27 protein-coding genes are annotated in these 24,551 nt (G+C 70.2%); 14 read left to right on the top strand and 13 right to left on the bottom strand.

Annotated features, from left to right (window positions below):
- Positions 1-62: 62 nt before the first annotated feature.
- The 7 genes from E4V99_RS05990 to E4V99_RS18435 form a co-directional block, all read right to left on the bottom strand.
- Positions 63-737 (bottom strand): response regulator transcription factor, encoded by a 675-nt coding sequence (locus E4V99_RS05990; RefSeq protein ID WP_135062520.1) that lies wholly within the window; start codon positions 735-737, stop codon positions 63-65.
- A complete protein-coding gene (locus tag E4V99_RS05995; protein WP_135062518.1) occupies positions 734-3,247 on the bottom strand; it encodes a DUF4118 domain-containing protein in 2,514 nt (837 codons plus the stop codon). The genes E4V99_RS05990 and E4V99_RS05995 overlap by 4 nt, the downstream gene beginning before the upstream one ends.
- An 83-nt stretch (positions 3,248-3,330) precedes the next feature.
- A complete protein-coding gene (gene kdpC, locus E4V99_RS06000) occupies positions 3,331-3,942 on the bottom strand; it encodes a potassium-transporting ATPase subunit KdpC (protein ID WP_135062516.1) in 612 nt (203 codons plus the stop codon).
- Positions 3,943-3,951: 9 nt separating this feature from the next.
- A complete protein-coding gene (kdpB, locus tag E4V99_RS06005; protein WP_135116670.1) occupies positions 3,952-6,144 on the bottom strand; it encodes a potassium-transporting ATPase subunit KdpB in 2,193 nt (730 codons plus the stop codon).
- 1 nt (position 6,145) lies between these two features.
- Complete coding sequence (gene kdpA / locus E4V99_RS06010) at positions 6,146-7,828, bottom strand: potassium-transporting ATPase subunit KdpA (protein WP_135116671.1); 1,683 nt, start codon at positions 7,826-7,828, stop codon at positions 6,146-6,148.
- A gap of 1 nt (position 7,829) precedes the next feature.
- Positions 7,830-7,919: a K(+)-transporting ATPase subunit F gene (gene kdpF / locus E4V99_RS06015; protein WP_135062510.1), complete on the bottom strand. Its 90-nt coding sequence runs from the start codon at positions 7,917-7,919 to the stop codon at positions 7,830-7,832.
- Positions 7,916-8,053 (bottom strand): hypothetical protein, encoded by a 138-nt coding sequence (locus E4V99_RS18435; protein ID WP_167758084.1) that lies wholly within the window; start codon positions 8,051-8,053, stop codon positions 7,916-7,918. The genes kdpF and E4V99_RS18435 overlap by 4 nt, the downstream gene beginning before the upstream one ends.
- 244 nt (positions 8,054-8,297) lie before the next feature.
- On the opposite strand from E4V99_RS18435, the gene E4V99_RS06020 reads away from it, so the two are divergent.
- The 4 genes from E4V99_RS06020 (at position 8,298) to E4V99_RS06035 (ending at position 10,710) form a co-directional block, all read left to right on the top strand.
- On the top strand, positions 8,298-8,627 hold the full coding sequence (locus E4V99_RS06020; RefSeq protein WP_135116672.1) for a PadR family transcriptional regulator: 330 nt from the start codon (positions 8,298-8,300) through the stop codon (positions 8,625-8,627).
- Position 8,628: 1 nt separating this feature from the next.
- Complete coding sequence (locus tag E4V99_RS06025; protein WP_135116673.1) at positions 8,629-8,991, top strand: DUF1048 domain-containing protein; 363 nt, start codon at positions 8,629-8,631, stop codon at positions 8,989-8,991.
- Positions 8,992-9,123: 132 nt separating this feature from the next.
- Positions 9,124-9,939 carry an ATP-binding cassette domain-containing protein gene (locus tag E4V99_RS06030; protein WP_135116674.1) on the top strand — a complete coding sequence of 272 codons (816 nt, stop codon included), beginning with the start codon at positions 9,124-9,126 and terminating at the stop codon, positions 9,937-9,939.
- Positions 9,940-9,948: 9 nt separating this feature from the next.
- Positions 9,949-10,710 carry an ABC transporter permease gene (locus tag E4V99_RS06035; RefSeq protein ID WP_135116675.1) on the top strand — a complete coding sequence of 254 codons (762 nt, stop codon included), beginning with the start codon at positions 9,949-9,951 and terminating at the stop codon, positions 10,708-10,710.
- Positions 10,711-10,771: 61 nt separating this feature from the next.
- Here the strand turns inward: E4V99_RS06035 and E4V99_RS06040 are convergent, their stop codons facing one another.
- The 3 genes from E4V99_RS06040 to E4V99_RS06050 form a co-directional block, all read right to left on the bottom strand.
- Entirely contained in the window at positions 10,772-10,969 is a 198-nt protein-coding gene (locus tag E4V99_RS06040; protein WP_135116676.1) for a hypothetical protein, read from the bottom strand.
- Positions 10,970-11,092: 123 nt separating this feature from the next.
- The gene (locus E4V99_RS06045; RefSeq protein WP_135116677.1) at positions 11,093-12,070 is read right to left on the bottom strand and encodes an SRPBCC family protein; all 978 of its coding nucleotides are present in this window, start codon (positions 12,068-12,070) and stop codon (positions 11,093-11,095) included.
- Between the two features lie 40 nt (positions 12,071-12,110).
- Positions 12,111-12,446, bottom strand: coding sequence for a metalloregulator ArsR/SmtB family transcription factor (locus tag E4V99_RS06050; RefSeq protein ID WP_135116678.1), 336 nt, complete (start codon positions 12,444-12,446; stop codon positions 12,111-12,113).
- Between the two features lie 348 nt (positions 12,447-12,794).
- Here E4V99_RS06050 and E4V99_RS06055 point away from each other — a divergent pair, with 348 nt between their 5' ends.
- The 6 genes from E4V99_RS06055 to E4V99_RS06075 all read left to right on the top strand — a co-directional run bounded on the left by E4V99_RS06055 (position 12,795) and on the right by E4V99_RS06075 (position 18,940).
- Complete coding sequence (locus tag E4V99_RS06055; RefSeq protein ID WP_135116679.1) at positions 12,795-13,817, top strand: Abi family protein; 1,023 nt, start codon at positions 12,795-12,797, stop codon at positions 13,815-13,817.
- A 163-nt stretch (positions 13,818-13,980) separates the two neighbouring features.
- Entirely contained in the window at positions 13,981-14,385 is a 405-nt protein-coding gene (locus tag E4V99_RS06060) for a hypothetical protein (protein ID WP_135116680.1), read from the top strand.
- 88 nt (positions 14,386-14,473) lie between these two features.
- The gene (gene purL, locus E4V99_RS06065) at positions 14,474-16,876 is read left to right on the top strand and encodes a phosphoribosylformylglycinamidine synthase subunit PurL (protein ID WP_135116681.1); all 2,403 of its coding nucleotides are present in this window, start codon (positions 14,474-14,476) and stop codon (positions 16,874-16,876) included.
- 9 nt (positions 16,877-16,885) lie between these two features.
- Entirely contained in the window at positions 16,886-17,020 is a 135-nt protein-coding gene (locus E4V99_RS18715; protein WP_261799196.1) for a hypothetical protein, read from the top strand.
- Between the two features lie 74 nt (positions 17,021-17,094).
- Entirely contained in the window at positions 17,095-17,928 is an 834-nt protein-coding gene (locus E4V99_RS06070; RefSeq protein WP_135116682.1) for a hypothetical protein, read from the top strand.
- Positions 17,929-17,971: 43 nt separating this feature from the next.
- Positions 17,972-18,940 carry a hypothetical protein gene (locus E4V99_RS06075; protein WP_135116683.1) on the top strand — a complete coding sequence of 323 codons (969 nt, stop codon included), beginning with the start codon at positions 17,972-17,974 and terminating at the stop codon, positions 18,938-18,940.
- A gap of 104 nt (positions 18,941-19,044) precedes the next feature.
- Here E4V99_RS06075 and E4V99_RS06080 read toward each other — a convergent pair whose 3' ends face one another.
- Together E4V99_RS06080 and E4V99_RS06085 are read right to left on the bottom strand one after the other, a co-directional pair.
- A complete protein-coding gene (locus E4V99_RS06080; RefSeq protein WP_135116684.1) occupies positions 19,045-19,842 on the bottom strand; it encodes a hypothetical protein in 798 nt (265 codons plus the stop codon).
- Positions 19,843-19,873: 31 nt separating this feature from the next.
- A complete protein-coding gene (locus tag E4V99_RS06085; protein WP_135116685.1) occupies positions 19,874-20,674 on the bottom strand; it encodes a hypothetical protein in 801 nt (266 codons plus the stop codon).
- A gap of 239 nt (positions 20,675-20,913) precedes the next feature.
- On the opposite strand from E4V99_RS06085, the gene E4V99_RS06090 reads away from it, so the two are divergent.
- From E4V99_RS06090 to E4V99_RS06100, 3 genes are read left to right on the top strand one after another with little or no spacing between them, the layout of a single operon-like run.
- Entirely contained in the window at positions 20,914-21,312 is a 399-nt protein-coding gene (locus E4V99_RS06090) for a GntR family transcriptional regulator (protein ID WP_135116686.1), read from the top strand.
- The gene (locus tag E4V99_RS06095) at positions 21,309-22,226 is read left to right on the top strand and encodes an ABC transporter ATP-binding protein (protein WP_135116687.1); all 918 of its coding nucleotides are present in this window, start codon (positions 21,309-21,311) and stop codon (positions 22,224-22,226) included. The genes E4V99_RS06090 and E4V99_RS06095 overlap by 4 nt, the downstream gene beginning before the upstream one ends.
- The gene (locus tag E4V99_RS06100; protein ID WP_135116688.1) at positions 22,223-22,918 is read left to right on the top strand and encodes a hypothetical protein; all 696 of its coding nucleotides are present in this window, start codon (positions 22,223-22,225) and stop codon (positions 22,916-22,918) included. The genes E4V99_RS06095 and E4V99_RS06100 overlap by 4 nt, the downstream gene beginning before the upstream one ends.
- Before the next feature lie 86 nt (positions 22,919-23,004).
- Here E4V99_RS06100 and E4V99_RS06105 read toward each other — a convergent pair whose 3' ends face one another.
- Entirely contained in the window at positions 23,005-23,313 is a 309-nt protein-coding gene (locus tag E4V99_RS06105) for a chorismate mutase (RefSeq protein ID WP_135116689.1), read from the bottom strand.
- Between the two features lie 91 nt (positions 23,314-23,404).
- On the opposite strand from E4V99_RS06105, the gene E4V99_RS06110 reads away from it, so the two are divergent.
- Positions 23,405-24,544, top strand: coding sequence for an AI-2E family transporter (locus E4V99_RS06110; protein WP_135116690.1), 1,140 nt, complete (start codon positions 23,405-23,407; stop codon positions 24,542-24,544).
- The last annotated feature ends 7 nt before the right edge of the window (positions 24,545-24,551 follow it).

Genomic DNA, 24,551 nt, shown 5'->3' on the forward strand with positions numbered 1-24,551 from the left:
ATCAGGGATTCGGTGCATCGCCCTGACGCCCGCCGGCGGCCGATCGGCTCGGCACTCCCGGATCAGTCCGCGACGAGCCGGTAGCCCATCCCCTGTTCGGTGAGGAGATGCTGCGGCTGGGCCGGATCGGCTTCCAGCTTCTTCCGCAGCTGCGACACGTACAGCCGCAGGTAGCCGGAGTCGGACACCTGCTCACTGCCCCACAGTTCCTTCAGCAGCGTCTGGCGCGTCACGAGCGTGCCGGGGTGGCGGGCGAGGAACTCCAGCATCCGCCACTCGGTCGGGGTCAAGTGCACGGGGGAACCTGCTCGCGTGACGGCGCGGGCGGCGAGGTCGACGACGACGTCGCCGAACCGCACGATGGGTTCGGCGGATGCGGCGGCCGTCCGCCGCGAGAGCGCGCGCAGTCGCGCGAGCAGCTCATCGATCTGGAACGGCTTGGTGACGTAGTCGTCGGCGCCCGCGTCGAGGGCCTCCACCTTGTCGGCCGAGCCGGTGCGGCCCGACACGACGAGGATGGGCGCCTCGCTCCACCCGCGCAGGGCCTGGATGACGCGCACGCCGTCCAGCCGCGGCATCCCGAGGTCCAGCACCACGATGTCGGGGTGCTCCTGGGCGGCCAGCGTGACGGCGGCGGCGCCGTCGGGGGCGGTGACGACGTCGTACCCGTGCGCGGCGAGCGTGATCCGCAGCGCCCGCACCAGCTGCGGATCGTCGTCGGCGAGGAGGATCTTCATCGAGGCCCATCCTCCCCCGCGCCCGCCGCCGGCAGCGCCACGACCATCGTGAGCCCCCCGCCCGGTGTGTGCTCGGGGGTGAGCGTGCCGCCCATGCCCTCGGTGAATCCGCGCGAAAGTGCGAGCCCGAGACCCAGTCCCGCGGTGTTGTCGGTGTCGCCGAGCCGCTGGAACGGGGCGAAGATGTCGCCCTGACGTTCGGTCGGGACGCCGGCTCCGGTGTCGACCACGCGGATCTCGACCGTTCCGCCCAGCCGGCTCGTGGCCACGCGCGCGCGGGCGCCCTCCGGAGCGTGCCGGTGCGCGTTGGCGAGGAGGTTCACGAGCACACGTTGCAGCAGGACGGGGTCGGCGGTGACGGCGGGAAGCTCGGGGTCCAGCGCGAGGTCGACCTGGTCGGGACCGAGGTGCAGCTCCTCTACGGCGGCGAGGATGACATCGGCGGCATCCACCGGCGCGAGCGACACGGCCAGCACGCCGGCCTGCACGCGGCTGACGTCCAGCAGATCGGTGACCAGCCCCGACAGGGTGGCCAGGCTCTCGTCCGCGGTGGCGAGCAGCTCGTCCCGGTCATCGCCGGTGAGCCGCCCGCCGGCCGCGCGCAGTCCGCCCACGGCCGCGACGGCGGCCGCGAGGGGCCGGCGGAGGTCATGGCTGACGGCGGACAGCAGCGCGCTGCGCACCTGATCCGTCGCGGCCAGGACACCCACTTCCCGCGCGGTCTCGGCGAGGTCGGTGCGCTCCAGCGCCGCGCCCAGCTGCGCGACGATGACATCCAGCAGCCGGCGGCCGGATGCGTCGAGCTCTGCGCCGTGCAGCTCCAGCGTCGCACGCGCCTCGCCGTCGGGTCCCACGGGCAGGCGGACGGCACGGTCATCGCGCACTGGTTCGCCGTCGGTCGCGAGCACCGTTCCGTCGGCGGCGAGGAGACGCACGCCCGCGAACCCGAAGGCCTCCCGCACCCGCGTGACCATCGCCGGGACCGCGCTCTCGCCGCGCAGGACGCTTCCGGCCACCGTCGCCAGCAGCTCGGATTCGGCCAGCGCCCGCCGCGCCGAGCGGGCACGCCGGGCCGCCTGGTCGACGACCAGGCTCACGAGGATCGCGATCACGATGTACAGCACGATCGACAGCGCGTGCGCGGGGTCGGAGATCTCGACCGTGAACAGCGGGTCGATGAAGAGGAAATCCAGGGTGAGACCCGACAGCAGCGCCGCGAAGACGGCGGGCCAGATGCCGCCCACGAGCGCGACGATCACGACGAGCAGCTGGTAGGCGAGCACGTCGGAGGTGAGGGAGTCGGGTCCGTCGGTGACGTACAGCAACCACGACAGGAGCGGTCCGCCGGCCAGCGCGAGGAGGAATCCGAGGATGCGGCGCTTCACGCTGAGCGCCCCGCCGCGCAGGCGCGGCAGGGTCAGGTGCCCGCCCGCGGCGGCGTGCGTGACGATGTGCACGTCGATGTCGCCGGATTCGCGGATGACGGTCGCGCCGATCCCGGGGCCGGTGAGGGCTGCGGCCAGGCGACCGCGACGGCTCACGCCGATCACCAGCTGCGACGCGTTGACCGAGCGTGCGAAGTCCACGAGGGTTCGCGCGACGTCGTCGCCGACCACCTGGTGGTAGGTGCCGCCGAGCGATTCCACGAGGGCGCGCTGGGCGGCCAGGTCGCCGGGGGCGGCGCCTGCGAGCCCGTCCTGACTGGATACGTGCACCGCCAGCAGCTCGCCGCCGGCCGACCGGGCCGCGATCCGCGCGCCCCGGCGCAGGAGGGTCTCGCCTTCTCGGCCACCGGTGAGGGCGACCACGACGCGTTCGCGCGCCTGCCACGAGCCCTCGATGCCGTGATCCGCGCGGTAGGAGCGCAGGGCGCTGTCGACCTCGTCGGCCAGCCACAGCAGGGCGAGTTCGCGCAGAGCCGTGAGGTTGCCCAGCCGGAAGTAGTTCGACAGCGCCGCGTCGATCCGCTCGGCGGGATACACGACGCCGGCCGACAGGCGGTCGCGCAGCGCCTGCGGGGCGACGTCGACGACCTCGATCTGATCCGCGCGGCGCACCACGCCGTCGGGAACGGTCTCCCGCTGCACGACGCCGGTGATGCGCTGGACGACGTCGTTGAGGGAGGCGATGTGCTGCACGTTGACGGTGGTGATGACGTCGATGCCGGCCGCGAGGAGCTCTTCGACGTCGGCCCACCGCTGGGTGTTGCGCGATCCGGGCGCGTTGGTGTGCGCCAGTTCGTCCACCAGCGCGAGGTCGGGGTGTCGCGCCAGCACCGCCTCCAGGTCCATCTCCGCCAGAGTCACGCCGCGGTGCTCGACGCTGCGGCGCGGCACGAGGGGGAGCCCCTCCGCCTGCGCGGCCGTGGCGGCACGACCGTGCGTCTCGACGACCGCGATCACGACGTCACGACCCTCGTCCCGCAGGCGCCGCCCCTCCTGGAGCATCTCGTACGTCTTGCCGACGCCCGGCGCCGCCCCCAGCAGCACCCGCAGGCGTCCGCGCTTCACGCCGTCGCTCCCGCCGCGGCGAGAGGGTCCGCATCCGGGGGGCGGCCGGCGGAGGATGCACGGGAGGTCATGGCGGGATTCTCTCAGTCCTGCAGCGCGTCCAGCGCCCGGTTCAGCTCCAGCACGTTCACGCGCTCCTCGCCGAGGAAGCCCAGGTCGCGCTGCTGCACGTGCGCGCGGACGAGCTCCTGAACCTCGCCGGTGGGGATGCCGCGGGCCGCGGCGACGCGGTCGGCCTGCAGCGCGGCGTACTCGGCGCTGATGTCGGGGTCCAGGCCCGACCCCGACGCCGTCACCGCGTCGGCGGGGATGTCTCCCGGTGCGACGCCGTCGCCGTCCGCGATCGCGGAGCGTCGCTCCTCGATCGCGGCGACGAGGTCGTCGTTCTCGGGACCGAGGTTCGAGCCGCTCGAGGCAGCGCCGTCGTACCCGTCCCCGGCGGCGGAGGGGCGGGACTGGAAGTACTCCGGAAGGGGGGCGCCCTCGGCATCCGTCCACCCCTGCCCGATCAGCTCGGATCCGACCACGACGCCGTCGCCGTCGCGCACGAGCGAGCCGTTGGCCTGATGCGGAAGGGCGAGCTGCCCGACAGCGGTGATGAGGAGCACGTAGCCGACGCCGAGGACGGCGGTGAGGACGAGCATCGCGCGGACGGCGACGCCGGTGGTGCGCAGGGAGGTGCGTGCGGTGGTCATGGGTTGCTCCTAGAAGCCGGGGATGAGGCTCACGACGAGGTCGATGAGCTTGATGCCGAGAAAGGGGACGAGCACGCCGCCGATCCCGTAGACGAGCAGATTGCGGCTGAGGATGCTCGAGGCTCCGGCCGCCCGGTAGGCCACGCCGCGCAGGGCGAGCGGGATCAGGGCGATGATCACGATCGCGTTGAAGATGATGGCGCTGGTCACCGCAGACGCCGGCGAGGACAGCTGCATGATGTTCAGCGCCGCCAGGCCCGGGAAGACGCCCATGAACATCGCCGGGATGATCGCGAAGTACTTCGCGATGTCGTTGGCGAGCGAGAACGTCGTGAGCGCACCGCGGGTGATCAGCAGCTGCTTGCCGATGCGGACGATGTCGATGAGCTTCGTCGGGTCGGAGTCGAGGTCGACCATGTTGCCGGCCTCCTTCGCCGCCGACGTGCCGGTGTTCATCGCGACCCCGACGTCGGCCTGGGCCAGCGCGGGAGCGTCATTCGTGCCGTCGCCGGTCATCGCGACGAGGTTGCCGCCCTCCTGCTCGCGCATGATGAGGGCGAGCTTGTCCTCCGGCGTGGCCTCGGCGAGGTAGTCGTCCACCCCCGCCTCGGCGGCGATGGCCTTGGCGGTGAGGGGGTTGTCGCCGGTGATCATGACGGTGCGGATCCCCATCGCCCGCAGTTCGGCGAAGCGTTCGCGCAGGCCGTCCTTGACGATGTCCTTGAGGTGGATGACCCCCAGCACCTCGCCCTGCGGTCCCTCCGGGGTGGGGCGGAGGACCGCGACGACGAGGGGCGTTCCGCCCGACTGCGCGATCGCGTCGGCTTCGCCGGACACGTGCGCACGCACCTGCGCGGCGACGCCGGAGGTCTCCGTCTCCAGCCACGCGAGCACGGCGGATGCGGCGCCCTTTCGGACCTGCGTGCCGTCGGGCAGGTCGACACCGCTCATGCGCGTCTGCGCCGTGAACGGCACGGCGATCGCATCCGCCGGCATGTCGGCCACGACTCCCTGGGCGGCGGCCAGCTCGACCACCGAGGTGCCCTCCGGGGTGGGATCCGCCAGCGACGACAGGGACGCCGCCTCGGCCACCGCCCGGGCGTCCGCGCCCGGCATGGGCACGAACTCGCTCGCGCGCCGGTTGCCGTAGGTGATGGTGCCGGTCTTGTCCAGGAGCAGCGTCGTGACGTCGCCGGCGGCTTCGACGGCGCGGCCGGACATCGCCAGGACATTGCGCTGGACCAGCCGGTCCATGCCGGCGATGCCGATGGCCGACAGCAGCGCGCCGATCGTGGTGGGGATCAGGCACACCAGCAGCGCGACGAGCACCGGGATCGACACGGGGGATGCGGCGTAGGAGGCGATCGGGTTCATCACCAACACGACGATCACGAAGACGATCGAGAGGCTTGCCAGCAGGATGTTCAGCGCGATCTCGTTGGGCGTCCGCTGACGCGAGGCGCCCTCCACGAGCGCGATCATCCGGTCGACGAAGGTCTCCCCGGGCTTGGACGTGATCCTCACCACGATCCGGTCCGACAGGACGCGCGTCCCGCCGGTGACGGCGCTGCGGTCACCGCCGGACTCGCGCACCACCGGCGCCGATTCGCCCGTGATGGCGGATTCGTCGACCGTCGCGATGCCGTGGACGATGTCGCCGTCGCCGGGGATGAGCTGCCCCGCCGTCACGACCACCACGTCGCCCACGCGGAGTTCGCCGGAGGGCACCTCGTCGAGCTCGGCGGCGAGGGCCGCCGCATCCGTCGTCCCGTCGTATCCGGGGACGCGGTGCGCCGTGGTGGTGGTGCGGGTCTGGCGGAGGGTGGCGGCCTGCGCCTTGCCGCGTCCTTCGGCGACGGCCTCGGCGACGTTGGCGAAGAACACCGTCAGCCACAGCCACACCGCGATGCCCCACGTGAATCCCCACGGCACCTCCGCGCCTCCCGAGGAGTCGGGGCCGCCGAGGAAGGGCTCGGCGATCGCGATGAGGGTCGTGAGGGCCGCGCCGACCCACACCAGGAACATGACCGGGTTGCGCCACTGCGCCGCCGGGTTGAGCTTGCGCAGCGCTCCGGGAAGGGCCCCGGCGACCTGCGCTGCGCTGAAGGCGCTCCGCTCCGGCGGAGGCGTCTTCCGGTGAGGCGTTGGACGTTCGGGCTCCTGGACGGACAGGGCATCCGAGGTGAGCGAGGTGGCGGACATGTCAGGCGAGTCCTTCGGCGAGGGGTCCCAGGGTCAGGACCGGGAAGTAGGTGAGAGCGGTGATGATGACGGCGACACCGGCCAGGAGGCCCGCGAACTGCGGGCGGTGCGTGGGGAGGGTTCCGGCGGTGGCGGGCACGGTGTCCTGCGCGGCGAGGGAACCGGCCAGCGCGAGGACGAACACGATCGGCAGGAACCGGCCCAGCAGCATCGCCACACCCAGGGCGGTGTTCAGCCACGGGGTGTTGGCGGTGAGCCCGGCGAACGCCGATCCGTTGTTGTTGGCCGCGGAGGTGAACGCGTAGAGCACTTCGCTCAGCCCGTGCACGCCGGGATTCCAGATCGACGTCGACTCCACGTCCGCCCGGATGCCGGGGATCGCGAAGCTCAGCGCCGTTCCGGCGAGCACGAGCGTGGGGGTGACGAGGATGTACAGGCTCGCCAGCTTGATCTCACGCGGTCCGATCTTCTTGCCGAGGTACTCCGGCGTGCGACCGATGAGGAGTCCGCCGACGAAGACGGCGATGATCGCGAGCACCAGCATCCCGTACAGGCCCGATCCCACGCCTCCCGGGGCGATCTCCCCCAGCATCATGTTGATCATCGGCATCATGCCGCCCAGCGCCGTGTAGCTGTCGTGCATGGAGTTGACCGCCCCCGTGGAGGTGAGGGTGCTCGTGCTGCCGAACAGCGTCGATCCCAAGATGCCGAAGCGCACCTCCTTGCCCTCCATCGAGCCGCCGGCCAACTGCGGCGCGGCACCGGCTCCCGCCGTCTCCAGCGCCGTGAGGATCGCGGTGGACGCGACGAAGATGCCGGCCATGACGCCGAGGATCGCGTAGCCCTGGCGGTTGTCGCCGACGATGCGGCCGAAGGCCCGCGGCATCGCGAAGGGGATGACGAGCATGAGGAAGATCTGGAAGAGGTTCGTCCACGGCGTCGGGTTCTCGAACGGGTGGGCGGAGTTGACGTTGAAGAACCCGCCGCCGTTGGTGCCGAGGAGCTTGATCGCCTCCTGCGAGGCGACCGGGCCGCCGGGGATGGACTGCGCGGCGCCGGTCAGCGTGGCGGCGTCGGTGAACCCGGCGAAGTTCTGGATGACGCCGCCGGCCAGCAGCACGACGGCCGCGACGAGGGAGAACGGCAGGAGCAGGCGGTAGGTGCCGCGGATGAGGTCGACCCAGAAGTTGCCGATCACGCCGCCGCGGCGCGAGGCGAAGCCGCGCACGAGGGCGATCGCGACGGCGGTGCCCACCGCTGCGGAGACGAAGTTCTGCACGGCGAGCGCGGCGAACTGCACGGTGTAGCCCAGGGTCGCCTCGCCCGAATACGACTGCCAGTTGGTGTTCGTCACGAACGAGACGGCGGTGTTGAACGACAGCGCCTCGCCGGGGGCGGGCATGCCGAGGGCGTAGGGGAGGAACTGCTGCAGCCGCAGAAGGCCGTACACCAGCAGCACGCCCACCGCCGAGAACGCCAGCACCGAACGCAGGTAGGCCTGCCACGTCTGGGCGCCGGCGGGGTCGACACCGATGAGGCGGTACGTCATCCGCTCGGGCGCGAGGTCTTTGCGCGCGGTGTAGATGGAGGCGATGTAATCCCCCACCGGCCGGTAGGCGAGGGCGAGGGCGAGGATGAGGGTCGCCGCGGTCAGGGCGAGCGACCACGCTGTGCCGGCGTCCACGTCAGAACCTCTCCGGCCGCACGAGGGCGACCACGAGGTACACCACGGCGGCGACGGCGAGCACGGTGGCCAGCAGCGAGAAGACGATCATCCCCGCTCCTCCCCACCCACCGCTTCGCGGGCGGAGCCGCGGGCGCGGGGCCCCAGGTGCTCCACCCCCCGGGCGACCACCGCGACCAGCGCGAACAGCGCGAGCGTTGCTGTGAGATAGACGACATCGAGCACGGGAGCTCCTTGAACGGGTGCGACCGCGCGACTGCTGTGGCGCGGGTGGCCACGCGGGCGGCCACGGGATCCGATGCAACACCCGGCGGATGCTCCGGACGGGCACCCTCACGGAATCCATACGGGGCGGGGGCGCTTCCTCACGCGGTCCTGACATCGCGAGGTATTCAGTGTTGCTATCTACCGGTAGTCGGTCTTACTATGTAGTGGTACCTAGTGACACTGATATGCAGGAGCGGATCTCATGGGCAAGCAGGACACGGAGATGCTCAAGGGCGTGCTGGAGGGGATCGTCCTCGCGGTCCTCGCGCGGCGCCCCGCATACGGGTACGAGATCACGGCGGGGCTGCGCGAACGCGGCTTCGCCGACATCGCCGAGGGCACGATCTACGCGCTCCTCGTGCGCATCGAGCAGCGCGGACTGGTCGACGTGGAGAAGGTGCCCTCGGAGAAGGGCCCGCCGCGCAAGGTCTACACGCTGAACACCGCAGGGCGGGAAAAGCTCGCCGAATTCTGGACCACCTGGAGCTTCCTCGCCGAACGGCTGGAACAGCTCCGCACGGAAGGAGAGTGACATGGCCTGGTACGAGAAGATCATCGGCGATCTCGGCGAGAAGAAGCGCTACCTGGCGTACAAGGCGCGCGTGAAGCGCCTGCCCGAGCCGTACCGGCAGACCGCCGCCGCGCTCGAGCGCTACCTGCTGCACCTGGGGCCCAGCGACAGCGGTTCGAGCCTCGTCGCGATGCTCGACGATCTCGGCGACCTGCTCGAGCAGAGCGCGGCGGCCGGAACGCCGATCCGCGACGTCGTCGGGAGTGACCCCGTGTCCTTCGCCGAGACGTTCATGGAGAACTACGGCGGCGGCAGCTGGATCCGCAAGGAGCGGGCACGCCTCGAGCGCGCGATCGAGGCCGCCGAACACCACGACACCGCCTGATCCGCCGGGGCTGCGCCCCGCCCCACCACGCCTCCCACCACGCCCTCCCGCCTCGGCGGGCTCGGAGCGATGGCTTCGTGCGCCCATTTCGCGCCCTCCCCCACCCCACGCTCATCCCGCAAAGGAACGACCATGACCACCGCCATCCGCGTCCGAGACCTCCAGAAGGCCTTCGCCGACGTATCCGTCCTCCGTGGCGTCGACCTCGACGTCGCCCGGGGCAGCATCTTCGCGCTGCTCGGCTCCAACGGCGCCGGTAAGACCACCATCGTGAAGATCCTCTCCACGCTGCTCTCTGCCGACGCCGGATCCGCCGTCGTCGACGGGCACGACGTGTTCGCCGATCCCCGCGGCGTCCGCGAATCGATCAGCCTCACGGGGCAGTTCGCCGCCGTCGACGAGGTGCTCACGGGGCGGGAGAACCTCGTGCTGGTGGCGCAGCTGCGCCACCAGCCGGATCCCGGCCGCATCGCCGACGACCTGCTCGCGCGTTTCCGCCTCACCGACGCGGGCGCACGCAAGGCGGCGACCTACTCCGGCGGCATGCGCCGCCGGCTCGACATCGCGATGAGCCTCATCGGCGCGCCGTCGGTCATCTTCCTGGATGAGCCGACGACGGGTCTTGACCCCGAGGCGCGCATCGAGGTGTGGCACGCCGTGCGCGAGCTCGCCGCCGGCGGCACGACCGTGCTGCTGACCACGCAGTACCTCGACGAGGCCGAGCAGCTGGCCGACCGCATCGCGATCCTCCACGAGGGCCGCATCATCGCCGACGGCACCCTCGCCCAGCTGAAGACGCTGCTTCCCCCCGCGACGGTCGAGTACGTCGAGAAGCAGCCCACGCTCGAGGAGATCTTCCTCGCCATCACCGGCGGCGCGAGCCGCCCCGCCTCTCCCGGCACACCCGCCGCATCCGACCCATCCGCCGCATCCCACGCAGACGAGTAAGGAACCGCCATGACCACCCACTTCTTCGGCGACACCGCCGTGCTCACCGGGCGCTCGCTGCGTCACATCCTGCGCAGCCCCGACACGATCATCACCACCGCGGTGACCCCCATCGCGCTCATGCTGCTGTTCGTCTACGTCTTCGGCGGGGCGATCGATTCCGGCTCGCAGTCCTACATCGACTACATGCTGCCCGGGATCCTCCTGATCACCGTCGCCTCCGGCATCGCCTACACGGCGTACCGGCTGTTCCTGGACATGCAGGGCGGGATCTTCGAGCGCTTCCAGTCGATGCCCATCGCACGCTCGGCCGTGCTGTGGGGGCACGTGCTGACCTCCCTCGTGGCGAACACCATCTCGCTCGTGCTCGTGGTGGGGGTCGCGCTGCTGCTGGGCTTCCGTTCCGGCGCCGGCGTGCTGGAGTGGCTCGCCGTGACCGGCATGCTCGTCCTGTTCACCCTCGCGCTGACGTGGGTCGCGGTGATCGCGGGGCTGTCGGCGAAGACGGTGGACGGCGCCAGTGCGTTCTCCTACCCGCTCATCTTCCTGCCGTTCATCAGTTCCGCGTTCGTGCCGACCGACACGATGCCGGGCCCCGTCCGCTGGTTCGCGGACAACCAGCCCGTCACCTCGATCGTGAACTCGATGCGCGACCTGTTCACGCAGCAGCCGGTCGGTGCCGACATCTGGATCGCGCTGGCGTGGTGCCTCGGCATCCTCGTGGTGGCCTTCGCCCTCGCGATGCGCCTGTACCGCCGCCGCACGCACTGAGCCGCGGACGCGGATCGGCTGCTCCCCGTGCGGGGAGCAGCCGATTCCTCGCGTGCGTGTCTTACTCGCGACGTCTGCTTCGTGCGTCGAATGCCGCACCCAAGGCGAGTCCTATGGCCAGGCCGACGGCCAGCCACAGCGCGAGGTTCTCGGCCGCGATCCCGAGGGCCGCGCCCACGGCGAGACCCAACGCGACGCCGACGCCGACACCGGTGCCCTTCGCGGGACCTTTGGACTCCGACTTCTCTTCGTCACTCATGGTCCCCACGCTACGCAGCAGCCTGCAGCGGAGCCTCCCGCGCGCGATGGAGATCCGCCTCACCCCTGCGGGGGACCCCGGCGATGCCGCTTCCTCCGCCGGTTCTTCCTGAATCGCGCCGCGTCAGGCCAGGACGAGCGACTCCAGCCGGGCGTAGCTGGTCTCCATGCCGTCGACCATGCCGGTGGCCAGGATCATGTCGCGCGTCTCCTTGTCGGGGTACTCGATCAGCACCGTGAGCAGCGTGACGCCGTCCTCCTCGTAGAGCGTCATGTCGTTGACGGTTCCCTCGCCGGGCATCCCGATCATGCGCTCGGTGGTCACGGCGCGCCGGGGCGGATCCGACAGCAGCGTCTCGCCCTCGAAGCCGAACCGCTCCCCCGGCTGGCCGGGTGCGGGCTCCCACTCGTACCGGTAGTGCCCGCCGACGCTCGGGTCGACCTCGGCCACCGGCATCGTCCACCCGTCGGGTCCGAGCATCCACTTCCGCAACAGCTCCGGGTCGTGGTGCGCGCGCCACACGAGCTCGCGCGGCCCTTGGATGACGCGCGTGATGCGGACGTGGGTGTCGTCGAGCACTTCGAGTTCGGTGCCCCGCCCGGCGGCGTACTCGCCCAGGTCGCGCAGCACGGCGTCCAGCTGGCTCATCGCCATGGCTGCACCCTCGACCATGCCCATGGCCGCCAGCTGCTCGAGCGCCTCGGCCGAGGGGAAGTGCGTCAGGATCGTCAGACGTGACCCGCTGTCCGTCGGTGCGATCGCGAACCGCATGCGCGAAGTGGGCATGTCGGCGGAGGGGGCACCCGATTCGTCGGCGAAGGCGTCGAGCACCTCGAACCCGCTGGTGGGATCGATCGAGAGGAACTCCCATCGCCCGCGCGCGACGTCGCCGCGCGGACCGATCATCGCGTACGTGGCGACACCGCCCGGGGTCAGGTCGAACGCGTCGAAGGTCGCAGGATACCCGGGAGGCCCCCAGAAGCGCTCGAGCTGACGGGGATCCGAGAAGGCCTTCCACAGCCGCTCGGGGCCGACCGGGAAGTCGGCGACGAGGGTCATCGTGAGGGCCTCGGGGTCGGTGGTGACGGATGTGACGGGCATGGCGTTCTCCTTCGGACGAGTGGATGCCGCAGCATCCGGTTCAGGATTCCCGCAGCAGGTCGTCGAGGCGGTCGATGCGCGATCGCCACAGCCACTCGTAGGCGCTGAGCAGCTGACGGGCGCGCGCGATCGTCTCCGGGTCGGCACTCACGAGCCGCTCCCTTCCTTCGGCCCGCTTGATCACGAGCCGGGCCGTTTCCAGCACGGCGACGTGCTTCTGTACGGCGGCGAAGCTCATGTCGTACTCGGCGGCGAGCGCTGACACCGTCTGCTCGCTGACCAGGGTGCGGCGCAGGATGTCACGTCGCGTGGCGTCGGCGAGGGCTCGGAAGATCCGGTCCACCGCCGCGTCATCGAGTTCACTGTCTACAACCATTTGGTTGTACGTTAAACCTCGCCGCGGCCGCCGTCAACCCCCGGTCTTCGACTGTCGGGCACCGGTTGCCCTTACCCTTCAGCTCGCCCCCATCGACGCCCGGCACCACGGCGACAACATGGTTTCTTGACGGGCTGAACTTCTTCAGCTTCAACATCGAAAAGCCCGAGGCCGAAGGATCGCGCGCCATCGCTCAGCCCTCGCGTCCGACCCGCATACTGGGGACGTCGGTCCTGCCCTTCACAGCCCCGTGTCGGCGTACTGTGCTAGCTTTGGAATATCAGACATCGCCCCCCTCTGAGCTTCGGCTCAAGGGGGCGATTTTCATTGTGCGATATACGTTGAGTCGTGGACTATACAAAGGAGTTCAAGGAGCGAGACGAGCTGTTGGATCAGCTCGCGGAACGTGGACTCGAGGTCCCAGACCGACACGCTGCGCTGCAGTTCTTGACTCGAGTTGGCTACTTCCGCTCGGGGGCGTACCGATACGTTCTGCGGGATCTGCTCCCGCCCGAGCGAATCGATCCGAGACTCCGCGAGTTCCGTTCCGATCAGTACATCGCAGGTGCGAGCTTCGGTCTCGTCGTTCAACTCGAGGCCTTCGACTCCAAGCTCGCGCGCGTCTGCCTTGAGGGATTACTGGATTTCGAAGTCCGCGTGCGCGCGGCGATCGCCCACACGCTCGCGGCCAGGGACGTTTCCGCCCATACCCGTATCGATTGTCTCGACGAACGGATGTGCAGCCGCCCGGCGAGGGAAGGCACGAAGTTCGAGGCCTGGATGGAGACATGCGACGCCGCCATCAAGGCCGCGGCTGAAGACGAGGACTTCATCGCTCACCACCTCCTGAAGTATCCCGATCAGCCGGTTCCGATCTGGGCTGTCACTGAGGCCCTTAGCTTTGGGAAGCTGCCATTTCTCTTCGAACTGATGAAGACAGAAGACGCTCGGGAGGTGGCGCGCGCGTTCGGGTTTGAGCACCCTCGCCGCTTCGGCGCGGTGCTGTGGATGATGGCGGACCTACGCAACACCTGCGCACACGGCTCCCGATTGTTCAACAGAGCCTTCAAACGCCCCCTCTCACTGAAGAGCCATGAGACCAAAGGCGACATGCTCGACCACGTTGTCGTCGACAACTTCACAACGTCACCCAAGCCGCGGCAGCGCCTCTACATCTACGCCGCAGTCCTCGCCTTCATGCTTCGCACTCACGTCGCCGGAACGAATTGGCACATGTCGTTCAAGACGCAAGCGAAGAAGCTGGACATCAACCTCCGGGCCCCGGACGGCACCGTCGTCGTCTCGCGGGAGGGAAACATGGGATTCCCTGTCGGCTGGGAAGGGATGACACTTTGGAGCAACTCCCAGTGACGCCACCGCGAATGGAAGGCGCCGCGGGAAGTGTCATGGCAACCAGCGGAGGTTGTTCCTAATTGGACGCGCTCACCTGGCATCTAATGTCGTCTCACCGCGAATCCGGCAGGTCTCCTCACCGCTCCGGCCCCATCGCACGCGCGCCGGGTAACCTCGCGGTATGACGCCCCCGCCCGATGCCACGCACGCGCGCGCTTCCGTGGCCGACGAGGGGCTTCCCGACCCGCTGGCCGAACCGCCCACCTCACCCGTGGACGCGCAGGGCAGGCCACTGCCCAAGGGCGACGTCCGGGTGGCCTCCTGGATCGCGATCCTCACGGCGATCGCGGTGCTGCTGTGGTACCTCAGCATCCTCATCCTCGGCGGCGTCCACCTCGGCGAGTACAGCAGCGCCGCCCAGATCGCGGTGTGGGCTCTGGCTGCGGTGTCGTTCGTGTGCGGCCTCATCAGCCTCAACGCGCGCCGGGCGAGAGAGCTCGCCGCGGCGGGATTCATCGCCGGCATCGTGTCGCTCCTGGTCAGCCTCACCATCGGAGTGCCCACGGGCTTCCAGATCCTGTACTGACACGGACGATCGGTTGCCGCAGCAGAACTAGACTGAGCGGGTCCGGCACCCGAAAGCCCGTTCGGCCGAATTCCTGGAGTACAGCCGCGTGACCACCCCCGCTGACAACGCCGCGGCCGCGGCATCCGCCCCCGTCACCCCGACCGCTCGGCCCGATACCGCCGCCGCGAGAGCGGCAGCGCAGGCCGATACCGTCGACAACGCCCTCGCGACGCCGGAGAAGGAGCAGCCGTACGCGGCGCTGGGTCTCAAGCCCGACGAGTACGCGCGGATCCGTGAGATCCTCGGGCGCCGCCCCACCTCCGGGGAACTGGCGATGTACTCCGTCATGTGGAGCGAGCACTGCTCCTACAAGTCCAGCAAGATCTACCTCCGCCAGTTCGGAGACAAGGTCTCCGACGAGATGAAGACCCGCCTCATGGTCGGCATGGGCCAGAACGCCGGCGTCGTCGACATCGGCGAGGGATGGGCCGTCACCTTCAAGGTCGAGTCGCACAACCACCCCAGCTACATCGAGCCCTTCCAGGGTGCCGCCACGGGCGTCGGCGGCATCGTCCGCGACATCATCTCGATGGGCGCGCGCCCGGTCGCCGTGATGGACCAGCTGCGCTTCGGAGCCATCGACCACCCCGACACCGCTCGCGTCGTGCACGGGGTGACCAGCGGCATCTCCTTCTACGGCAACTGCCTGGGCCTGCCCAACATCGGCGGCGAGACCGTGTTCGACTCGGTGTACCAGGGCAACCCGCTCGTGAACGCCCTCGCGGTGGGCGTCCTCCGCCACGAAGACCTCAAGCTCGCCAACGCGTCGGGAGTCGGCAACAAGGTCGTGCTGTTCGGCGCCCGCACCGGCGGAGACGGCATCGGCGGAGCATCCATCCTCGCCTCCGACTCGTTCGACTCGACCGGCCCGACCAAGCGACCGGCCGTGCAGGTGGGCGACCCGTTCGCCGAGAAGGTGCTCATCGAGTGCTGCCTCGAGCTGTACCACGGCGGCCTCGTCGAGGCGATCCAGGACCTCGGCGCCGCCGGCATCTCCTGCGCCACGAGCGAGCTGGCCGCCAACGGCGGCAGCGGCATGAAGGTGGAGCTGTCGCACGTGCTGCTGCGCGATCCCTCGCTCACTCCCGAAGAGATCCTGATGTCGGAGTCGCAGGAGCGGATGATGGCCATCGTCGCGCCCGACAAGCTCGACGCCTTCCTCGCCGTCACCGGCAAGTGGGATGTCGAGACCAGCGTGCTGGGCGAGGTCACCGGCGACGGACGCCTCGTGATCGACTGGCACGGACACGAGATCGTCAACGTCGACCCGTCCACGGTCGCCGTCGACGGCCCCGTCTATGAGCGTCCGGTCGCCTACCCGGCCTGGATCGACGCGCTCCGCGAGGATTCCGCCGCCGCCCTCCCCCGCGAGAGCGACCCCGAGACCCTCCGCAGCCAGTTCCTGCAACTGCTGACCAGCCCCAACCTGGCCGACACGTCCTGGATCACCAACCAGTACGACTACTACGTGCTCGGCAACACCGCGCTGTCGTTCCCCGATGACGCGGGCATGATCCGCGTCGACGAGGAATCCGGGCTCGGGTTCGCGATCGCGACCGACAGCAACGGCCGGTACTGCCAGCTCGACCCGTACGAGGGCGCGAAGCTCGCCCTCGCCGAGGCGTACCGCAACGTCGCCGTCACCGGCGCGGCGCCTGCCGCCGTGACCGACTGCCTCAACTTCGGCAGCCCGGAGAACCCCGAAGTGATGTGGCAGTTCTCGCAGGCCGTCGCGGGCCTGGCCGACGGATGCCTCGAACTGGGCATCCCCGTCACCGGCGGCAACGTCTCGTTCTACAACCAGACCGGCGACACCCCGATCCACCCCACGCCGGTGGTGGGCGTTCTGGGCATCATCGACGACGTGGCCCGCCGCATCCCCAGCGGCTGGCAGGATCCGGGCGAGAACCTGTACCTCCTCGGCGTCACCTCGACCGAGCTGTCGGGCTCGCAGTGGGCCGGCACCGTGCACGGGCACCTCGGCGGGCGGCCCCCGCGCGTCGACCTGGCGCAGGAGCGCCGGCTCGCGGAGCTGCTGCGTGCCGCGAACGACCAGTCGCTCATCTCCAGCGCGCACGACGTCTCCTCCGGCGGCCTCGGACAGGCCCTCGCCGAGGGCGTGCTGCGTTTCGGCGTCGGCGCGCGCGTGTGGCTCACGGAGATCATGGAGCGCGACGGCGTGGATGCGTCGGCCGCGCTGTTCTCCGAATCGACGGGCCGCGTGATCGTGAGCGTGCCGCGCGAGGAGGACGTGAAGTTCCGCGGCCTGTGCGCGGGCCGGGACTACCCGGTGCTGCGCATCGGCGTGACCGACGTCCCCGGCGACGGCAGCGGCGCGGCTCTGGAGATCCAGGACGTCTTCACGATCCCGGTGGCCGAACTGCGGGAGCTGTCGGGCGGCACCCTGCCGGCCGCCTTCGGCCCGACCGTCGTGGAACCGGCCGCCTAGACTGTCCTCATGACCGACCAGGAGGACTACGGCCCGCTCGGACAGACCCGACAGCGCCGCATCCGCATCGTGGCGTGGGTGGTCATCGCCTCGCTCATCATCGTGGGTGGCGGTGCGACCGTGATCTCGCTCCTGCTCGGCTGACTTCCGGCGGTTCCCATGGTCGAAGCGGCGCACACCGGCTGCCCGGCAGGCGGCCGCGCGATTAGCATGAGGGCGTGGATCCGCTCTGGGCGATGCTCGCCGATCTGTGGTGGCTCGCGCCCGCGACGGTGGGCGCCGGAGCCGTCGGCTGGGGCGCCGTGAGCATGGCACGCGGCTCCGGACGTGCGCGTCACCTGGAGGTCGAGGCATCCTTGCACGACGTGCGGGTCGCCGCCGGCAACCTCTCCCGCGCCCGCGCCGCCGTGCTCGCCGCCCGCGCGGCCGTCGCCCGCGCCGATGCCGACCGGCTCGCCCGTCGCGCCACCTCCGCCGATGTCGCCGCCGCCCGCCACGCCCTGCAGCAGGCCGAGCGCGACGTGCGCGCCGCCGGCGCCGACCTGCGTGCGCGACGCGCGAATGTCCGCGCCGCGCGGGCCGCCGTCCCGCCGCGGCGCGCCGGCATCGAAGCCCTGCCGCTGAGCCGTCTGATCGCCCGCCACGACGCGCTCCTCTCGCGCTGGCTGGCGTACGAGACGGATGCGGCGAAGGCCATCGACTACCCGTCGATGAGCGACCCGCACGATCCGCTCACCGCCGAATTCCTGCGCGCGCAGTCCACGGCGCAGTGGCTGCGCCCGTCCGGCCCCGACGTCAAGATGCAGGCGGCCGACTACGCCGCCTACCGCGACGCGGTGTACCGGGCCGAGTACGCGTTCGCCGTCGCGGAGCGCGCCGCCCAGCGCGGCCGCGGGGACGCACCCGAGGCCCCCGCATCCGGCGACCACTGGAGCGACCTCGCCCGCGACGTGATGGACACCACCAGCCGCGCGATCGCCCGTTCCGCCGAGGCGGTCGCGCGTGCCGCGGAGGCGGGCTGGAAGAACCGCCGGCGCCCGCCGGAGGAATGAGGCGGCCGGTGTGCCCGGCCGACCCCGCGACTAGCATGGCGACGTGGACTTCTGGGCCTTCGTCGGCGGTTACTGGTGGCTCGCCTTCCCGCTGCTCGGGGCGGCGGGCGGGGTCGCCGGCGCGTGGGAGAAGGCGGCCCGCCGACGTCACAAGCGGCGCCTGGAGATCCTCAAGGCCAAGAGCGAGCTGAAGGCCGCGCAGTCCGGGCTGCGGTCGCAGGCCCTCGCCGGCGCCACGCCCGCCGACGCGGCCCCGGAGTCGCAGGCCGCTCAGCTGGAGCGCCTCTTCGCCGCGCACGACGCCGTCACGGCCCGCTGGCTCGAGTACGAGCTGGATGTCGCGAAGCTCATCGCTTTCCCCGCGATGAGCGACGGCCGTCAGCCGCTGACCGCGGCGTACCTGCGCGCCAAGCGCGTCGCCGACGGCCTGCGCCCGGCCTCGGCCAAGGCGCGGCTGACGCACCAGGAGCTGACGGAGTACCGCAACGCCGTCACCGACTACGAGGTGGCCTTCGATGTGGCCGAACGCGACGCGCGGCGCATCAAGGACTCCTCCTTCACGGAGGCGGAGCGCAAGCGCCTCGACACCGCCCAGCAGCTGCTCACGGTCGCGGTGGACCAGGCCGCCACCCCCGCCGAGCGCCAGCTCGCCTACCGGCGCGTGCGCGAGGAGCTGGACGGGCTCCTGTCGCTGTCGGACGAGGCCATCGACGTGCTCGAGCAGAAGGTCGCGCTCGAGCTTCCCGCCGGCGCATCCTCCCCCGGTGCCTCCTCTGCCCGTGCGAGCGCCGCATCCTCCGCCGGTGCGGATGCCGCATTCTCGACCGGCCCGGGTGGCGCATCCTCCGCCGATGTGGATGCCCGGCTGACGCCCCCTCCCGCGCCGCCTTCGGCGCCGCCCCCGCCTTCTTCGGGGCCGCCCGCGCGCGAGCCGAAGACCGGCCCGTCGGCGGCACCGTCCGACGTCACCCCCGCGCCGGGCCGCATCGTCCGCCCCAAGCCCACCCCCTAGCCCGAAACACCACATTCCGACTGAGACACCGGGCGACGCCTGGTGTCTCAGCCGTTTTCGCGTGTTTCGCGGGGCGGATGCGGCGGGCGCACGCCGGGCGGGCGTCAGGTCAGCGGCGGGTCGAGCAGGTACAGCGTGCCGAGGTCGGCCGCTCGGGCCCGCGCAACCGTCTCCGGGTCGAGGATGCCCCGCTCCCCGAGGACGTGCAACGCCGCATCCCGGTCGGCGCGGATGGCGCCCAGCTCCGCGTCGTCCAGCTCACGCAGCGCGGCCTGGACGGCCTGCGGTCCATCGGTGGGCTGCGCCGCCTGCGCGACGGCCTCGGGCGCGCGATGGCGCCGGCGGGCGATCATCGCGATCGCCGATCCGGCCGAGATCAGGAACGCGGCGACGACCGCCGGGTACCACGCACCCCACCCGTCGTAGCCGTCGAGCGCGCCGGCGTTCACCATGCCGATGAGTCCGAAGCCCGAGAAGACGAGGGCCACCACGACGATGCCGAGGGTGAAGCCGTCGAACCGCGCACCCTTGCGCAGCCACATGAGGAGCACGACGAGCTGGGTCAGCGCGGTAACGGCGAACAGCACGCCGGCCAGCGGCACCGACTGCGCCGCATCCATGCGGAAGAAGTTGAAGCGGTCACCCCCCATTGCCGAAACCGCCGCCACCGGGGCGATGACACCCACCACGGCGAGCAGGACGATGATGCCGTTTCCCGCCCGGACGGCGATGGGGCGCCGCGCGGTCAGCGCGCGCGCTGCCGTGAGGGCGCCGTCGGAGCCGAAGTAGCGGTAGATCTCGGGATGCCGCCGGAAGGCGAGGATCTCGACGCGCGCCAGGCGCACGTCGGCGGCGAGCGAGTGCTCGCGCGCCCATGCGGAGGCGGATTCCAGAGTGTCCACGGTTGGCACGCTAGCAAACGATGTCGCGTGGTCAGCGCGGCGCGTCCGCGGCCCGCGGCGATCCATCCGCCGGGTGCTGGAGGAGAGGCGGCGGCGCGATCGTGAGCGCCGTCATACCCAGATCCGTGGCATCGGCGCGCGCGGCGAGGGCGTCGTCGATGAGGCCCCGCTCACGCAGGCGGCTGATCGCCCGCCCGCGCTCGATCCGCAGGCGTGCTCGCTCATCGTCCGACAGCTCCGCCACGCTGACGCGCACATTGTCGACGAGATTCTGCGGTCCGCCGGGGCGCACGGGGCCGCGCACCAGCTGCACGATATGCACGGCGACGTCGATCGCGATGACGGCGAGCCAGATCCACGCGCCGTCGCTCAGGAGGCCGCCGCCGAGCCAGAGGGCGACGATGACCGTGACGGCGCCGGGAACGATGTGCATGAGCGTGAGCTGCCGGACGGCTGCCTGAGATGCCGCTCGCGGATACCGGCGTGCCTGCACCTCGCTGTACGCGGTCACCGCCAGGGACGCGGCCGTCAGGATTCCCGCCGCCGCCAAGGGGAACTCCGAGTCCCACGCCCCCGTCGACGCCCATCGCGCCATCAACGCCGCACCGATCAGCGGGGCGATGAGGCCGAACAGGTAGGCCATCGACTGCACGACGTAGCGAAGCTCGAAGCGCGTGTACTCGTGGCGGCGCGGTGCCGGAGGCGCGAACATGACGAGCGCATGCTGAACCCGCGGTGTGTCGGCGAACAGCCGCAGGTCGAGTCGCCACCACTCCTCGACGCCCCACTCCGCCTGCTCTTCCACGAGATCCTGCACCGTCGCGTGCGCCATCGCATCCTCCCCCTCACGGCCGCGCCCCCCGTCGGCCGGCTGCTGCCCACATCCTAAAACGCGTCGCCCCGCACCCCCGCCCCGCACTCTCCCGCTCGAGACACCACATCCCGGCTGAGACACCGGGCGACGCCGGGTGTCTCAGACGTTTTCGCGTGTTTCGCGGGACGGCTTGACAACGGAGATCCGCAGGCTGCATGGTTAGTTAGTCAAGTAATGAACCACAGAAGGAGGCGCGTGTGATCGATGAAGGCAAAGCCCTCTTCCTGCAGATCGCGGAGAACGTCGAGGACGCGATCATCGACGGCAGCCTCCGCGAGGAGACCCAGGCGCCGTCCACGAACGAACTCGCCGCTTTCTACCGCATCAATCCGGCCACCGCTGCAAAAGGAGTCAACATGCTCGCCGACAAGGGCGTGCTCTACAAGCGACGCGGCATCGGGATGTTCGTCGCGCCCGGCGCGCGCGAACTCCTCCTCGCCGAGCGCCGCACCTCGTTCGCGGATCGCTTCGTCGAACCGCTGATCGCCGAGGCCCGCAAGCTCGGGCTCGGCCCCGACGACCTCGCCGCCCTCATCCGCGACCGGGCGACCGGCATCACCGACACTGACACCACCACCGAAAGGACCGCCTCATGACCGCCGTGATCGAGGTGAAGAACCTCACCAAGCGTTACCGCGACACCCTCGCCGTCGACGACGTGAGCTTCTCGATCGAGAAGGACAAGATCTACGGATTGCTCGGGCGCAACGGCGCGGGCAAGACGACCGTCATGTCCATCCTCACCGCTCAGAACTTCGCGACGTCCGGTGACGTGCGCGTCTTCGGCGAGGCGCCCTATGAGAACGCGCGCGTGCTCTCGCGCATGTGCTTCGTGCGGGAGAGCCAGAAGTATCCCGACGACGCGGTGCCGCTGCATGCGTTCCGCATCGCGCGGCTGTTCTTCCCGAACTGGGATCAGACCCTCGCCGAGCGTCTCATCGACGACTTCCAGTTGCCCCTCAAGACGCGCATCAAGAAGCTCTCCCGTGGGCAGCTCTCCGCCGTGGGCGTCATCATCGGCCTCGCCGCGCGAGCCGAGGTGACGTTCTTCGATGAGCCGTACCTGGGTCTGGACGCCGTCGCGCGCCAGATCTTCTACGACCGGCTGCTCGAGGACTACACCGAGCACCCCCGTACCGTGATCCTCTCCAGCCACCTGATCGACGAGGTCTCCAACCTCATCGAGAAGGTGCTCGTGATCGACCGCGGGCGCATCGTCATGGACGAGGACACCGATGCCGTGCGCGACCGCGCCGCGAACATCGTGGGCGACACGGCGACAGTGGACGCCTTCGTCGCCGGGCGCGACGTCATCCATCGCGAGAGCCTGGGCCGCGTCGCGTCGGTGACGGTCCTGGGCGCCCTTACTGCGGCCGACCGCGCCCAGGTGGCGGCGGCGGGACTGGACATCACACCGGTGTCGCTGCAGCAGCTGATCGTCCGCGTCACCCAGAAGCACGCCGGTGCGGATGCTGCGGCAACGCCGGCCGAGGAAGGAGCCCTCCGATGAACCGCACACTTCGCGTCATCCAGATGCAGCTGGTCAATCGCCAGACCTTCATCTGGCTCCCCTTGATCATCCTGGGCGGAGCGCTGGCGGTCAGTCTCGCCATTCACGCGATCCTGCGCTCCTCCGGCGTGGAGGTGAACATGTACGGGGGTGGTGCGCAGGCCCCGCTGTGGTACTTCCTGGCCGTGGGCGTGTACTCGCTCACCCTCAGCTTCCCGTTCTCGCAGGCGATGAGCGTCACGCGGCGCGAGTTCTACCTCGGAACCCTCCTCACCGCCGGGCTGACCGCGCTCATCATGGCGATCGTGTTCGTGCTCGGCGGACTTCTGGAAATCGTCACCGGCGGATGGGGGATCAACGCGTACTTCTTCCGCCTCGACTGGATCTGGGAACCCGGGGCCTTCGCCGCAGGCCTGTTCTTCTTCACCCTCGCGATGCTGTTCTTCACCGTCGGGTTCTGGTGCGCGACGATCTACAAGCGCTTCGGGCCCATGGGGCTCACGATCGCGCTTCTGGGAGTCGGAGTGGTCCTCCTCGGCGTCCTGTGGCTGATCGGACAGGCCCAGGCGTGGGGCGAGGTCTTCGGCTGGCTCGCGACGCAGGGTTCGCTGAGCCTCACGCTGTGGGGCCTGCTGCTGACCGCTGTCCTCGCCGCGAGCGCGTTCCCCATGCTCCGCCGCATGGTCGCCTAGCACCCGCTGCAGGCCCGGCGACGATCGATCCGGGTGAGGCACCACGCATCGCGTCGTGTCTCACCCGGATCGTCGTGTGTGGGGAGTCAGGCGGATGCGGCCGCGGTGTGGTGGCGGATGACCTCGGCCACGACGAAGTTGAACCACTTCTCGGCGAACTCCGTATCCAGATCCGCCTCCGCCGCCAGGCGCTTGAGCCGCGCGATCTGCTGCTCCTCGCGGGCCGGATCCGACGGTGGCATGCCGTGCTGCGCCTTGAGCACTCCGACCTGCTTGGTGGCCTTGAAGCGCTCCGCCAGCAGGAAGATCAGTGCGGCGTCGATGTTGTCGATGCTGCCGCGCAGCCCGGCGAGCACCTCGCGCGGATCGACGGCGGCCACAGGGGAATCGGTCATGGCGTCCTCCGCCTCCGACGATACCGGGTGCCGGCGCCGAGGCCCGCGGGGCACTGGGGGGCGGGGTGGCTCCCGGCCTAGAGTGTGAGACATGACGGACGCGACGGATGCCGCGGCCCCGCCCGCCGCGGAGCCTCCCCCCGCGGCAGGACCGTCGCCCGCCCGTCGCGGTGCCGACCGCCTGTGGGCGAGCCTTGCCAGCCCGTTCTCCGCCGGCTTCTTCCTGACGCTGGGCGGGCTGGTGGCGCTGGTCCTGGGACTGGCCGCCTCCCACCTGTCCACCGTGGCGATCTACGTGGTCTTCGCCCTCTTCGCCGCGCTGGGACTGGATCCGCTGGTGCGATTCCTCGAGCGCCGCGGGCTGGCACGCGGGTGGTCGATCGTCATCGTCTTCGCAGGTTTCGCGCTCGTGCTCGTCGGCGTGCTGGCTCTGATCATCCCGACAGTCGTGCGCCAGGTCACGCAGTTCGCCAAGCAGGCCCCCTCTCTCGTGAAGGAGTTCACCGACAGCGACCTCTACGCGTGGCTGGAGAACACGTTCGGTGCGAGCGTGAGCGATCTGCTCGGCGAGGTGGAGAAGTTCGCCACGAATCCCGCGAACATCGCCGCCATCGGCGGGGGCGTCCTGCAGGTGGGCGTGTCGATCGCCACCGCGATCTCCGGCGCGATCATCATCCTGGTGCTGAGCCTGTACTTCCTGGCCTCCCTGCCGGCGATGAAGAGCTCGTTCGTGCGTCTCGTGCCCGCCCGCAGCCGCACCCGGGTGGCGGACATGACCGAACAGATCACCGATTCCATCGGCGGATACCTCATGGGGATGGTCATCCTCGCGCTGTGCAACTCGGTCTTCGCCTTCCTCCTCTATCTCCTGCTCGGGCTGCCCTTCCCGGCCCTCATGGCGGTGGTCGCCTTCTGCCTGACCCTCATCCCGCTCGTGGGGTCGGTGCTCTTCTGGATCATCGGCACCGTTCTGGCGCTGTTCAGCAATCCGATCGCCGCGCTCGTGTTCGCGATCGCCTACCTCATCTACATGCAGATCGAGGCATACATCCTGACGCCGCGCGTCATGAACCGCGCCATCTCGGTTCCGGGAGCCCTCGTCGTCATCGGCGCGCTCGTGGGCGGCACGCTGCTCGGGCTCCTCGGCGCGCTCGTCGCCATCCCGGTGACCGCGTCCATCCTGCTCATCGTCAAGCAGGTGATCATCCCGCGCCAGGACGCCAAGACCTGACGCGCCC

The sequence above is a fragment of the Microbacterium sp. dk485 genome (genome assembly GCF_004570445.1).
Classification (GTDB): Bacteria; Actinomycetota; Actinomycetes; order Actinomycetales; family Microbacteriaceae; genus Microbacterium; species Microbacterium wangchenii.

What these genes read in the sequence shown, in the direction of transcription:
- E4V99_RS05990 (WP_135062520.1), bottom strand. Translation starts at nt 737, where the DNA reads ATGAAGATCCTCCTCGCCGACGACGATCCGCAGCTGGTGCGGGCGCTG.
- kdpC (WP_135062516.1), bottom strand. Translation starts at nt 3,942, where the DNA reads ATGACCACCGCACGCACCTCCCTGCGCACCACCGGCGTCGCCGTCCGC.
- kdpB (WP_135116670.1), bottom strand. Translation starts at nt 6,144, where the DNA reads ATGTCCGCCACCTCGCTCACCTCGGATGCCCTGTCCGTCCAGGAGCCC.
- kdpF (WP_135062510.1), bottom strand. Translation starts at nt 7,919, where the DNA reads ATGATCGTCTTCTCGCTGCTGGCCACCGTGCTCGCCGTCGCCGCCGTG.
- E4V99_RS06020 (WP_135116672.1), top strand. Translation starts at nt 8,298, where the DNA reads ATGGGCAAGCAGGACACGGAGATGCTCAAGGGCGTGCTGGAGGGGATC.
- E4V99_RS06025 (WP_135116673.1), top strand. Translation starts at nt 8,629, where the DNA reads ATGGCCTGGTACGAGAAGATCATCGGCGATCTCGGCGAGAAGAAGCGC.
- E4V99_RS06030 (WP_135116674.1), top strand. Translation starts at nt 9,124, where the DNA reads ATGACCACCGCCATCCGCGTCCGAGACCTCCAGAAGGCCTTCGCCGAC.
- E4V99_RS06035 (WP_135116675.1), top strand. Translation starts at nt 9,949, where the DNA reads ATGACCACCCACTTCTTCGGCGACACCGCCGTGCTCACCGGGCGCTCG.
- E4V99_RS06040 (WP_135116676.1), bottom strand. Translation starts at nt 10,969, where the DNA reads ATGAGTGACGAAGAGAAGTCGGAGTCCAAAGGTCCCGCGAAGGGCACC.
- E4V99_RS06045 (WP_135116677.1), bottom strand. Translation starts at nt 12,070, where the DNA reads ATGCCCGTCACATCCGTCACCACCGACCCCGAGGCCCTCACGATGACC.
- E4V99_RS06050 (WP_135116678.1), bottom strand. Translation starts at nt 12,446, where the DNA reads ATGGTTGTAGACAGTGAACTCGATGACGCGGCGGTGGACCGGATCTTC.
- E4V99_RS06060 (WP_135116680.1), top strand. Translation starts at nt 13,981, where the DNA reads ATGACGCCCCCGCCCGATGCCACGCACGCGCGCGCTTCCGTGGCCGAC.
- E4V99_RS18715 (WP_261799196.1), top strand. Translation starts at nt 16,886, where the DNA reads ATGACCGACCAGGAGGACTACGGCCCGCTCGGACAGACCCGACAGCGC.
- E4V99_RS06085 (WP_135116685.1), bottom strand. Translation starts at nt 20,674, where the DNA reads ATGGCGCACGCGACGGTGCAGGATCTCGTGGAAGAGCAGGCGGAGTGG.
- E4V99_RS06095 (WP_135116687.1), top strand. Translation starts at nt 21,309, where the DNA reads ATGACCGCCGTGATCGAGGTGAAGAACCTCACCAAGCGTTACCGCGAC.
- E4V99_RS06100 (WP_135116688.1), top strand. Translation starts at nt 22,223, where the DNA reads ATGAACCGCACACTTCGCGTCATCCAGATGCAGCTGGTCAATCGCCAG.
- E4V99_RS06105 (WP_135116689.1), bottom strand. Translation starts at nt 23,313, where the DNA reads ATGACCGATTCCCCTGTGGCCGCCGTCGATCCGCGCGAGGTGCTCGCC.
- E4V99_RS06110 (WP_135116690.1), top strand. Translation starts at nt 23,405, where the DNA reads ATGACGGACGCGACGGATGCCGCGGCCCCGCCCGCCGCGGAGCCTCCC.